The 12585-nt window shown below is 50.8% G+C and carries 8 protein-coding genes; 1 reads left to right on the top strand and 7 read right to left on the bottom strand.

Annotated elements, in window-relative coordinates; genetic code table 11:
* Positions 1–6 precede the first annotated feature (6 nt).
* From B3007_RS14825 to B3007_RS14815, 3 genes are all read right to left on the bottom strand, one after another.
* Positions 7–684: a ZrgA family zinc uptake protein gene (locus B3007_RS14825; protein ID WP_301378706.1), complete on the bottom strand. Its 678-nt coding sequence runs from the start codon at positions 682–684 to the stop codon at positions 7–9.
* Entirely contained in the window at positions 681–1946 is a 1266-nt protein-coding gene (zigA, locus tag B3007_RS14820; RefSeq protein WP_301378707.1) for a zinc metallochaperone GTPase ZigA, read from the bottom strand. The genes B3007_RS14825 and zigA overlap by 4 nt, the downstream gene beginning before the upstream one ends.
* A 379-nt stretch (positions 1947–2325) precedes the next feature.
* Positions 2326–3432 carry an AraC family transcriptional regulator gene (locus tag B3007_RS14815; RefSeq protein ID WP_068434788.1) on the bottom strand — a complete coding sequence of 369 codons (1107 nt, stop codon included), beginning with the start codon at positions 3430–3432 and terminating at the stop codon, positions 2326–2328.
* 207 nt (positions 3433–3639) lie between these two features.
* On the opposite strand from B3007_RS14815, the gene B3007_RS14810 reads away from it, so the two are divergent.
* Positions 3640–5064: a DUF1254 domain-containing protein gene (locus B3007_RS14810; RefSeq protein ID WP_301378710.1), complete on the top strand. Its 1425-nt coding sequence runs from the start codon at positions 3640–3642 to the stop codon at positions 5062–5064.
* A gap of 27 nt (positions 5065–5091) precedes the next feature.
* On the opposite strand, the gene B3007_RS14805 is transcribed toward B3007_RS14810, so the two are convergent.
* The 4 genes from B3007_RS14805 to B3007_RS14790 form a co-directional block, all read right to left on the bottom strand.
* Entirely contained in the window at positions 5092–6924 is a 1833-nt protein-coding gene (locus B3007_RS14805; protein ID WP_301378712.1) for a sensor domain-containing diguanylate cyclase, read from the bottom strand.
* 191 nt (positions 6925–7115) lie between these two features.
* On the bottom strand, positions 7116–10235 hold the full coding sequence (locus B3007_RS14800) for an efflux RND transporter permease subunit (protein ID WP_301378714.1): 3120 nt from the start codon (positions 10233–10235) through the stop codon (positions 7116–7118).
* On the bottom strand, positions 10228–11769 hold the full coding sequence (locus tag B3007_RS14795) for an efflux RND transporter periplasmic adaptor subunit (protein WP_301378716.1): 1542 nt from the start codon (positions 11767–11769) through the stop codon (positions 10228–10230). Before B3007_RS14795 ends, B3007_RS14800 begins: the two co-directional genes overlap by 8 nt.
* On the bottom strand, positions 11759–12585 hold an 827-nt coding region (locus tag B3007_RS14790; protein ID WP_301392234.1), incomplete at its 5' end, for a TolC family protein. The genes B3007_RS14795 and B3007_RS14790, both read right to left, overlap by 11 nt.

Raw genomic sequence — 12585 nt, 5'->3', positions numbered from 1 at the left:
GCACAATCAGAAATGGATAGTATGATCTTTTGCTGTCAGTTCTTTCGTGCCGGTGCTGTCCTCGGTCAACCAGACCGCTTTCAGGACCTTCAGGTCAGGAAACTCGGTCGATAGTTCAACTGCCATAGATTCAGGCAACTGCCCGTCTTCGCACTCGAAGGTATACTCTGCAATAACATCCGATGCTTCGCTATCAGACTGCGGAACTTCAACTCCTGAGCCCGCAACGACCGTACAGTCGGCACCAGTAAACTGGAACAGCGAACTGGCATCATTCAACTTCTTGTGCGCTGCGGCAACCTTAGTACGCTCTTCTTTGTTTTCAGCGACATGCTCAAAACCAATAATATCCGCCGCTGGCGTCTGTAGATAAACCGTCACCATACTGCCTTCTACGGCAACATTCAGGTGGCCTACACCATGAATATGGGCACCATGGTGCTCTCCACCGTGGTGATCATGCCCCTGATGATCGCTCTCCTGATGGTCAGGGTGTTCATCATGGTCATGGCTTTCATGATGCTCATGCTCTTCATGGTGATCATGCGATTCGGCGGCTGCGACGCCTGCACTCATGACCGTCAGCATTGATGCAACCATCAATGCTACGGAGGAAGAAACACGCACCGCAGGAAACAGTGCATAATTATGAATCGCGTGTTTAACAGGTCGTTTCAATGTCATACATTCTCCGTTTCGGGTTCCGGCGATGCCTCAGCGTTCTGCTCATTATCACCGCTTCGGTCCCACGATGGAAATGGATCAGGTAAGGTTTGCCAGTAGCTCTTACCTTCCAGTAGCTCGTCATCGGTCAGCAGGCAGCGATCAAGTGCCTCTGTAACGCTTTCCTGATCCAGATTCTGACCAATAAACACCAGTTCCTGACGCATATCGCCAAACGGCTCAACCCACTGCGCCTTAATCGACTCAAGGTATTCCGGGTCGGTTGGCCAGTACTCTTCAGGTACCGCTTTCCAGAACATTCCGGCGAAGCCGTACCGGGCAATACCCCCCGCCTGACTCCATTGCCCTGCAAACTCCGGTCGCGTCGCCAGCCAGAAATACCCTTTCGAGCGGATCAGTTTTCCGTACTCTTTGGTGTTGTGCAGGAAATGGTGAAACTTCTCAGGGTGAAACGGGCGTCGGGCAGTATAAGTAAAACTTGAGATCCCATACTCTTCCGTTTCTGGGATGTGCTCACCGCGCATTTCCTTTAACCAGCCCGGCGCCTGCTGTGCCCGGTCAAAGTCAAAACTACCGGTGCCGAGTACTTCCCCCACATTAATATCGCCATGCTGGATGGGTACGATGCGCGCACTTGTGTTAAGCGTTCTGATGATCGCCTTCAAACGCTCAACGTCTTCCGCAGGCGCAAGGTCGGTTTTACTGATCAGGATAACGTCAGCAAACTCCACCTGATCGACCAGCAAATCACTGACGCTACGTTCGTCCTCTTCGCCCAGCGACTCGCCCGTTTCGGCCAGGGCTTTGGCCTCGTCGTAGTCGCGTATAAAGTTAACCGCATCCACAACAGTCACCATAGTATCCAGAGTCGCAACATCAGAAAGTGATGTGCCGTCTTCATCAGCGAAAGTAAAGGTTTCGGCGACAGGCAAAGGCTCTGATATACCAGTGGATTCAATCACCAGGTAATCGAACCGACCTTCTTTAGCCAGCTTTCCAACTTCGACCAGCAGGTCTTCACGTAATGTACAGCAGATACAGCCATTGCTCATTTCCACGAGCTTTTCTTCGCTGCGATTCAACGTCACCTCGTTACGGACGATGTTGGAATCGATATTGATTTCACTCATGTCATTGACGATAACCGCAACACGTCGCCCTTCACGATTATTCAGGATATGACTGAGAATCGTTGTTTTGCCTGCTCCCAGAAAACCTGAAAGCACGGTGACGGGAAGTTTTTCTGCGGGGGAAACTTGCATAGGAGGCCTCATCTCTCGGTCACGTCAGGGACGACGTCCAGTATATGTCTTGATAGCTAATGTTACCTTATAACATAACAATGAGACTAATCAAGAGATCCACTACAGGGGCTTCAATTGAGGCAAGTACCGCCCTGCAGTCTATATTCGAGTCAGGTGACAGTATTGTCAGCACCTGCGAGCTTCGAAGGCACATCGTCAGTTAAATGAGGAATAACTCCCACTGACGGGGGAGAGTGATGACCCTACTCGCATTTCGGCGGGTATAGAACACGTCGACGACATTATTTCCGACGTCTTTCAGGCACTCGATAAAGCCTGAATAAATAGGTAATAGAAAAGGAGTGGCTGAAGAATTTCATCCACTCCTTTTATACTCTCAGCGATAATGCTCTGAGCGCATGGCTCTGAATTCGCCCGGTGTCATACGCGTCCACTGTTTAAAGGCACGATAGAAAACGGCGGTATCCTTAAATCCTAGTAAAAAAGCAATATCGTCGAGGGTTAACTCATCGGCCAGTAGATATTCTTTTGCTTTGGTTAATCTCACATCGGCCAGCAACTCCCGGCAGCTCGTGCCTTCATCTGCCAGACGACGCTGCAGCGTTCTGGGCGTTACTGCAAGAATCTCAGCTAACAGTATTTTTGTTGGCTCGCCATAGCTCAGAAGAAGCTCAAGTAATAACCGGCAACGCTGACTCCAGCTCTCTTCGCTCACCTGCTGACGATGAATTACTTCAAGTGCCTGAATATCACGAAAGGCCTGCTCACTTAACGATGGCGATGCATCAAAATCACGAATTTCGTTCGTGCTGGTAAAGGTCACCTGGGTGAACGGCTCTCCAAATTCTGGGCAACAACCAAGCATGCGTTGATACTCTTCAGCAGGTAGTGCATTTGAGTTTGTAAAACGTACCGCTGAAGGTGTCAGTCCATAGCAGTCTAGGATGGCATCGCATGCGGATGAGACAACGCCTTCTATCTGATGACGGCTGACATAAATATCAGGGTGAGGATGAAAAGTAAGTGTTATCTCATCGGCGCCGCGCTCAACCCCCACGCTAAAAACATCTGTTGTAATGGTCAGGTAGCGCTTTAACATGCAGCAATAATCAAACAGAGTCAGATGATTCTGTTTGAAAAAGAATTCCAGGCGAGGGTGTTTACGGCTTGAGAATGGCCCAAGACGTAATCCAAGAGCATCCTCACCTAACCAGTCCGAAATAAGATCCAGGTTACGTCCGACAGACTCCGCCGAGACTCTGCACTGCCCGGCAAAGGAATCCATTAATCCTTCTACCATACGTTTTACGGCAAGATACTCGCTCTCTCTGTTTACACTCTCGAGAAAATCCTCAAGCGCTTGCAAATGGGAAACAACGGTATCTGCAGCAACGGTCGGTTCGACAGCAAAGACAGGTTTTTCAGGTCGGAGGGCGGCCATTGGCATGTCCTGCACTGATTGATAGCTCGCTTCTGTTTCCATGTTGAAATCCTCTTATGTCTCTTAAAAAGCCACCGTCTGCTGTGATGGCTTTATCCGCTACGTTCTCTACAAAGCGTTACAAAACTAGCCTGACTATCCCGCACCTGAATTCAGTTTGTCTCAATTCGTTATACGGATCGCCCGTGTTTGAGCGCTAGGCTGAACAGCACCACTCATTCACCAACTAACAATAATCACAGGTGTCCGATGAACACATCATATTCCGACAAACGGCGCGTTAAGCTGACCAACGCACTTAAATCCGCTCTGTTGTTTGTATTAATTGCTACTAGCCAGTACGCAAAGGCAACGACGACCACTGCCATCGCAATGGAAGGCTATATATACGGTTTCCCTATCGTTTTGATGGACGAAACCCGCAAAGGAATGACAGGTCCTGAGCGTTCCTGCACCTTCGGCGCAGACATTAATACCTTCAAGCACGTCTTCGAGCTGCCCGATCCCGACTTCAAAGCCGTCGTCCGACCCAACGTCGATACTCTTTATTCTTCTGCCATGCTGGACCTCTCAGAAAGTCCGGTTATTCTGACTCTTCCAGAGGTTACAGACAGATACGTACTGATGGCCCTTCTGGATGCATGGTCGAATAACTTTGCCGGAATAGATACAACTGGCGATAACACACTCGCTGGCCAGTACGTGATTACCGGCCCTCAGTGGCGCGGCCAGATTCCGCATAATATGACTCATATATCAGCACCTACCGATCTTGTATGGATCATTGGCCGGACCGAGCTACTGGCAGACAACGATATCGAGGCGGTCAACCGAATTCAGCGACAGTATCGTTTGAAGACTTACCGCAGCCGACGTGGCAGCGATCACAACCAGACTGTAGATTGCCTGAAAGACGACGAGAAAGAGCCCCCCATCGATGTCGTTCTCAAAATGAATGGTGAAGAGTTCTTCACGCGGCTATCCAGTCTGATGCTGGAAAACCCACCTCCCGCCGACCAGAAAGGCATGGAATGGTTACTAGGGCAGATAAACACAGGGCGCTATGCAAAAGGTGACGTCGAAGATTTACCACAACATAAAAAACGCGCGCTTGATGAAGGTATCCGCCTTGGGCAAGGCAGCATCGACGGTGCGAAAAAGCTTCTCGGTATTGGTGGATGGGGGCCGAACCCAAAACTGATTCCGCTAGGAGATTACGGTAAGCGATATTTTATAAGAGCAGTGGTTGCCCAGGTCGGGTTTGGGGCCAATCAGAATAAATACGCTGTCTACCAGAATGCTGAAAGAGATAGCCAGTTGCAGAAAATGCACGGCAATAATGATTACACCTTTACCCTGAAGGCGGATGATATGCCAGATGTCGGGGCCTTCTGGTCGATTACCGCGTACGGTGATGATGGATTCCTGAAAGACAACACGCACGCATCTTCTCTAGGAATCGAGCGTTATGCACTGAGTAGTAATACGCCTTTAGAGCTGGATGAAAATGGTGATACCACTCTTTATATTTCATCTCAGCCACCACAAGGCGTTCCATTGAGTAACTGGCTTCCGGTGCCTACTGATTATTTTCAGTTAACGCTACGTTTCTATGATCCGGGAGAGCAGATACTGAATGCGGAATGGCAAGCGCCTGCGGTAGAAAAACAATAACGTACCTTTCAGCTGGGCTGTACCGTATCAGATACAGATGCGGTCACGGCCCTCATTTTTGGCTTGATACAGTTTTTCGTCAGCACGTTTCAGTAGTGTGTAATACGAATTATCTTTATCCGGCATGGTAACGGCAATGCCGATGCTTATCGTCAGTCTCACTGTTTGGTCTTTCATCACAATAGGCTCTGAACGCATGGCAGTCCATATCTGACGCGACAGTATATGAGCCGCTGAGGCTTCTGTATCTGGCAGCAAAATAACAAACTCCTCGCCACCATACCGGAATGCCATATCCGCCGGACGGTTCAGCACATCCTGTATCCGTAACGCTGTCTGACGCAGTGCCTCATCGCCGAACGCGTGTCCCTGAGAGTCATTAAGATTTTTAAAGTAGTCGAGGTCCAGCATAATCAAGGAGAGGGACTTACCCTCTCTCGCGCCGCGATCATATTCTCGCTCCAGAACTTCATCAAAGTGACGCCTGTTGTACAACCCCGTCAGAGAGTCGGTTGTACTGATTTTCTCCAGGCGAGCATTTGCCTCCCTTAACTCTTGTGTCCGTGCTTTAACCTCCTGGTCCAGGCGCATATTCTGTTCTCGTTCAGTTTCGAGTAACAAGGCCTGAGCATGAGCAGTATCCCGCTGTGCCCGTTCTCGAAGCTCCTTCTCCATAGCCATTCGCACGGATAGAGCAAACGCGAAGAGCAATACCTGCAACAGCTGTCCCAGGGCCAGAGCATTATCCAGTAGCAGACTATTATTAAAGACCCCAAGCTTGCCGAGAATGTACGATGCACTCCCCAGCGTGTACATGAGTCCGGCAACGAAGACTGCAAACGCCGGCGGGTATCCACGACGCATCCTCACAACGACCATGGTCGCGCAAACAAGAAACGTCATCATGGAGAGGAGCAGTGTCGGGTATATCACCTCGGCATATGGCATGTTGAGACTCAGAACAACCATTACCGTCGACGTCGCCGCCAAAGCCGTCGCCGCCAGGTATATCCAGCGGTGGCTCTCGCAGATCTTCACAACTTTAGAAATATAGAGTGCACCAAATACGTTCGAAGTATTAATCAGAGTGCTGACCGCAATGTTGTTCCAGGCCGGCGACTCAGGCCACAGAAACTGGTAACTTCGCCCCCACAGTGTGGCCTGGATAAGCGCCATAGCCAATGACAGGCCACTGAAATAGAGATAACTACGATCCCCGGATGATAGAAAAATCAGTGCGTGATAAAGCCCTAGCATAACCACAGCACCGAAAAACAACCCTTGAATCCAGGCACTGTTTTCCATTGTTTGCCTGAGTACAGCGTCTTCAGAAATGGTCATCGGGACTTCAAGAGATGATCCTGACTGAACTCTCAGATACACAGATCCAGATAAAACTGATGAAGGCAGAGGTACGGTAAACTCCGGCCTCAACAAAACACGCTCAACAAAGCTGAGTCGATCCCCCAAAGGATAAGCAGAGAGCAGGTTCTGATGTTCATCAAGAATAAAAACCTGCACATCGTCGAGCATGGGATAATTAACACTCAACCAGACGGCATCGCCCGGGTTGCTGTAGCGAAAGGTTAGCCAGACGGCCGCATCGGTATAGCCAAACTGAGGTGGGTACTCCCGCACTTTCTCGAACGACTGAGTCACTACATCCTCGAGACCGTAGTTACCCTGTTCATCGAGAAAGTAAGAGACCTCAGGTACTATGCGGCCAAAACCTGGTGATAGCCTGTGCTCGTGCAGCCCTGCTTCTGTGCCCAGCGCCGAGACGCTCAGAAGCACTGCCGACATAAAAGCAGCACCCTGAAATGAAACACTAGATAACAAAAGCGCAATGAGTCCCCGCATTGGCCGCTCCTCAATTTTACAGCTCTCAGTGTATGTAAAATTTCCTGAGCATCCTGTGAAGTTCTGTTAACTTCCGGTGATATTGCATATAAAAGTGTGTGCTTTTAGTCGTTATGTGAGCAACAGCACAGATCCATAACTGACCACATTTGTACGCACGCCGTCAGTTGTGATCCGCACGTCTACGCTATTTAGTGCAGGCTTCGTTTATGAACCAGATAGTACACCGCAGGAACGACCAACAAAGTGAGCACCAGGGCACTGACCATGCCGCCAACCATAGGTGCAGCGATACGGCTCATAATCTCTGAGCCGGTGCCAGTTCCCACCAACACAGGCAGTAGACCAACGATGATAGCGGCGGCCGTCATGGCTTTGGGCCGCACCCGCAGGGCTCCCCCTTCCATAACAGCCTGACGAAGATCCTCAACTGACAGCTCTCTGCCTGCCTTATCTGCCAGCGCCCTACGTTGCTCTAAGCACTGATTCAGAAATACCAGCATGATCACGGATAATTCTGTCGCGACACCCGCCAGTGCGATAAACCCAACACCAGCAGCAACCGACATGTGATATCCAAGCAAGTACATAAGCCAGACGGAACCGACTAATGCTAATGGAAGGCTGGCAATAATAATCGCGACGTCTGAAAAACGACGGAAGTTCATGGCCAGTAACAGAACGATCATTGCCAGAGTCAAAGGGACAATATAAGTCAGCTTTTCTTTCGCCCGCTGCATATATTCGTATTGCCCGGCCCACGTCAGGGAATACCCGGGTGGCATATCAAGCTCTGAATTCAGTCGGTTTCTGGCTCGTTCGATGTAAGTGGCAAAATCAACGTCGCCGACGTCAATGTATGTCCAGCCACTGGGGCGACCATTTTCGCTTTTGATGACAGGAGGGCCGCTCTCCACACGTATATCGGCAATATCCCCTAGCTGGATATGAGCACCTGATTCGGTCACAACCAGCAGCTTCTGCAATGCTTCGGGTGAATCCCGGTAGGATTGCGGATAACGCACATTCACTGGATAACGCTCCAGCCCTTCTACGGTCGTCGTCAGCGTCTGGCCGCCCACAGACGACGCAATAATGTCATGCACATCTGCCATATTCAGACCGTAACGGGCTGCAGCCCAACGATCCGGCTCAATCGTAATATACCGACCGGCGGACACGCGCTCTGAGTACACCGAGCGGGTACCTTCAAGCTCGCCCAGTATTTCCTCAAGCGCCCTACCGATCGACTCAATCTGATTGAGATCCGGGCCAGATACTTTAATGCCTAAAGGCGTTTTAATCCCCGTGGATAACATATCGATCCGGGTTTTAATGGGCATCACCCAGGCATTGGTCAGGCCGGGAAATTTCACCAGCGCATCCAGTTCCGCTTTGAGCTTGTCGGTAGTCATGCCGTCGCGCCACTCACTTTTGGGATGAAGCTGGATAAAGGTTTCAATCATGGTTAACGGGGCCGGATCTGTTGCCGTCTCTGCGCGACCGATTTTTCCGAATACGCTTTTCACCTCAGGTAGGGTAGCGATCAGTTTGTCCGTTTGCTGTAACAGCTCCCGGGCTTTACCCACTGAGATTCCTGCATAGGTCGTCGGCATATACATCAGATCGCCTTCATCCAGCTCCGGCATAAACTCGCTGCCCAGTTTATGCGCCGGCCAGAGTGTCGCCAGTACGATGATGAATGCCGACACAATGACAGCTAGCGGATAACGCAGCACACCTTTCAGTAAGGGTTGGTACATCCCCACGAGAAAACGGTTCACCGGATTGCTCGATTCACTGCGGATTTTTCCGCGCACGAAGTACCCCATCAGCACCGGGACCAGCGTAATCGCAAGCGCGGCACTGGCAGCCATGGCGTAGGTTTTAGTGAATGCCAGTGGCGAGAACATCCGACCTTCCTGTGCCTCCAGGGTAAACACGGGGATAAAACTGACAGTAATAATTAACAGGCTGAAAAATAATGCCGGGCCGACTTCAGAAGCCGAGCGAATAACAATCTCCCAGCGGTTAGCCGCAGTGACTTTCGTACGCTCCATATGCTTATGCATGTTTTCAATCATGACGATAGCACCATCTATCATGGCACCAATGGCAATCGCGATACCGCCTAGCGACATAATATTCGCGTTCAGTCCCTGTAATTTCATCACCAGAAATGCAGCCAGAATGCCCACCGGCAAACTGATTAATGCTACAAATCCCGAGCGGATGTGGAAAAGGAATAACAGGCAGACCAGAATAACAACGATGAATTCTTCGGCGAGTTTTTCCCAGAGATTATCCACCGCGCGGTTAATTAACTCAGAGCGGTCATACACAGGAATAACCTCGACACCATCCGGTAATCCGGGCGCTAATTCATTCAGCCGTGCCTTCACGGCATTAATGGTATCTGCAGCATTTTCACCGTAGCGCATGACCACGATGCCACCGACCACTTCACCCTGGCCATTCAGTTCAGCAATACCACGACGCATCTGCGGGCCCAGTTCAACCCGAGCAACGTCTTTCAGAAGCAGCGGTGTACCGGACTCTGATAAACCCAGCGGAATCTGCTCGATGTCTTCACGACTCTCAAGATAACCGGTTACACGGATCATGTATTCGGCCTCGGCCATTTCGATCACCGAGGCACCGCTTTCCTGATTTGCGCGTTTTACCGCATTACGGACATGCGCGAGAGGAAGGTCAAACGCACGCAAGGCTTCTGGATCAATAACGATCTGATACTGGCGCACCATGCCGCCAAGGCTGGCTACTTCTGAGACGCCTTCAACCGACTGCAACTCGTATTTCAGAAACCAGTCCTGAAGTGTGCGTAGCTGGCTGAGGTCGAGATTGCCCGTCGGGTCTGTCAGAGCATAGATATACACCCAACCAACACCGGTGGCGTCCGGGCCAAGCTGTGGCTTTGCCTGCTCAGGCAGTTCGGGTGCTATTTGCGACAAGTATTCCAACACGCGGGAACGCGCCCAGTACATATCAGTGTCATCATCAAAAATGACATAAACATAAGAGTCACCGAAGAATGAAAAACCACGGACGGTCGTTGCGCCCGGCACCGACATCATGGCGGTACTCAATGGGTAGGTGACCTGGTTTTCAACAACCTCAGGAGACTGGCCGGGATAACTGGTTTTAATAATGACCTGAACATCAGATAAATCAGGGATCGCATCAACGGGCGTATTTTTTACTGACCATAGCCCGGCTCCGGCCAGTATCACAGTCACCAACAGCACCATCAGGCGATTATGGACAGACCAACGAATGACAGCCTCAATCATGGTCAGCTCCTTCGTGAGTTTCCGCAGCGTGACTCCTATCCGTTTCTTTGCTCATGTCGTCGCTTGAGGCTGGGTAAATCTCGGTGACGGCAAATTCACCATTCGAGACTTCAAATACAAAATGGATACTGTCACCAGCATTCAAACCAGAAAGATCAAGCTGGTCGGACAAACTGAAATCCATAGTGGCGGCCGGCCGATTCCATTTTTTAATCGGCCCGCGACTGATGTTGGCAACCCGCGCCTCCTTATCAAGACGGTTAATGACACCATCAGCCATGGCACTGGATGCCTCTGTAGTTGACGGAGCCTTGTGCTCAGACATCACCATTTCATGTTCGAAACGACTTAAATCAGCTTTTTTGGCTGATTCAGAATCGATCATAAAGTGTGCAGAAATAACGACTTCATCACCCACTTCCAGACCACGATGTATTTCAACAGAGTCAGCATCTGAACGACCGGTTTCTACCGGGACTGAGCGGTATTTTCCGGCTCCTGTTTTTAACACCACACGAGTGCCCTCAGCGACGCGGATAACGGCATCACGCGGGATGAGCAAGGTTTCGCTTGCCGAAGCTTTTATCACCACGCTGGCGTACATTCCCGGCCTCAGCATATCTGTAGGGCTGGTCAGGCGAATACGAACCTGAGCTGTGCGGGTCGCTGTATCCATAGCGGGATAGATATAATCGACAACGCCAGTCCATACATTCCCCGGAGACGCCTGGCTGGTTACCTCAACGGATTCGCCACCTTTAATAAAACTCAGATCGTCACTGAAGACATCGGTGGTTATCCAGACCTGCGACGCCTGCGCCAATGTCATGATTTCTGTCCCCGGCACGACGTACATACCCTGACGGACATTTAACTGATCTACGATACCTGATTGCGGTGCCCGCATAGTTAATGTCTGACTGACGCGACGGGTATTTTCGATCTGCCGGATAATGTCATCAGGCACCTGCAACGCCTGCAGTCGTAAGCGAGATGCCGATGCGAGTTGTTGATTTCCGCGACGCAGGGCAAGCAGATATTCTTCCTGTGCATTAACCAGCGTGGGCGAATAAATGTCGTAAAGGGGCGCGCCTTTTTCTACCGGCTCCCCTTCAGATCGCACATGCAGTTTTTCGATCCAGCCTTCGGTGCGTGGATGCATATGAACGACAAAGTCATCGTTATATTCGACATAGCCTGCCGAACGAATCACCGGATTGAGCATTCCAGTCCTGACCCCGGCCGTACGCACACCAAAACTGTGCTCGAGTGCAGGAGCAACACGAACGGTGCCGGCAGCGTCTTCCTTAGCGTCCTCCTCATAGACAGGTACCAGATCCATTCCCATAGGCGACTTGCCCGGCCCATCGCGGCGATAGTCCGGGTCCATCGGAGCAACCCAGTACAGCGGCTCGTTATTTTTTTGAGCATTGCCACCGCCGTCAGAGTGACCACCTGAAAACTGACCAGCACTCCAGAAAACGAAAAGACCGAAGGCAATCCCCGCAGCAAATATCACTGAATTATTTTTCATTGTTAATTTCCCTTGCTGATATAGAGCCTGACGTCGGCGATTCGGTTGATGACAGGGCCGTCGCAGATAAATAACGAATATTCGCCAGTGTGCGGTGCAGGCTGGTTTCTATTTTTAATCGGGCGAGGCGTGTATTAAGTACAGATGTGCGTGCTTTCACTACAGAGGGAAAATCACCACGATCAGAGTGATACGCAGACAACGCAGCAGATGCCTGTTCCTGCACCTGCGGCAATAACTGCTGCTGATAAAAGGTTTTGCGTTCATACAGATAAGCGTATTCAGTGATCGCCGCCGACAGTGCACTTCGCATGCGGCGTAACAGCAAGACCTTCTCCGTGCGCAGCGCTTCCGTATCAGCTACTGCAGCACTAACTTCCCGGTCCTGACGGTTACCGGTAAATAATGGCAGATCGAAAGTCACTCCGACCGACATCAGATCCGCACGGTTATTGCCCATCAGATCATCATCACGGTACCCGTATTTTGCTGTCAGCCCCCAGGCTGGGCGATAAGACTGACGCGCGAGGGCCTCTCCAGTTTCACTCGACTGGATACGACGTTCAAATGCCAGTACCTGTGGATGCTGGATGACGGTTTCTGCGGTGGGGAGCTGATCTGGTGTCGGCCCTTTGGATAACCCGACAAATTGCCCTGACTCAAAAACCTCCCCGGACTCACTCAGCCACTCGCCCAGTTGTTGACGGGTAACCGCTAATGCTTGCCTGAGTTCGGCAAGACGATCTTCAAGGCGAATCAGCTCGACGTTGGCCTCAACCACATCCTGCTGGCGGGCACTGCTGTCCCACAGTTTTG

Source organism: Thalassolituus sp. UBA675, assembly GCF_002297765.1.
Taxonomy (GTDB): domain Bacteria; phylum Pseudomonadota; class Gammaproteobacteria; order Pseudomonadales; family Oceanobacteraceae; genus Thalassolituus.
This window is presented reverse-complemented; position numbering and strand designations above follow the sequence as displayed.

Bases quoted from the DNA above. Each gene is read 5' to 3' on its own strand.
- B3007_RS14805 (WP_301378712.1), bottom strand. From the start codon at position 6,924: ATGCGGGGACTCATTGCGCTTTTGTTATCTAGTGTTTCATTTCAGGGT.
- B3007_RS14815 (WP_068434788.1), bottom strand. From the start codon at position 3,432: ATGGAAACAGAAGCGAGCTATCAATCAGTGCAGGACATGCCAATGGCC.
- B3007_RS14825 (WP_301378706.1), bottom strand. From the start codon at position 684: ATGACATTGAAACGACCTGTTAAACACGCGATTCATAATTATGCACTG.
- B3007_RS14800 (WP_301378714.1), bottom strand. From the start codon at position 10,235: ATGATTGAGGCTGTCATTCGTTGGTCTGTCCATAATCGCCTGATGGTG.
- B3007_RS14810 (WP_301378710.1), top strand. From the start codon at position 3,640: ATGAACACATCATATTCCGACAAACGGCGCGTTAAGCTGACCAACGCA.
- zigA (WP_301378707.1), bottom strand. From the start codon at position 1,946: ATGCAAGTTTCCCCCGCAGAAAAACTTCCCGTCACCGTGCTTTCAGGT.
- B3007_RS14795 (WP_301378716.1), bottom strand. From the start codon at position 11,769: ATGAAAAATAATTCAGTGATATTTGCTGCGGGGATTGCCTTCGGTCTT.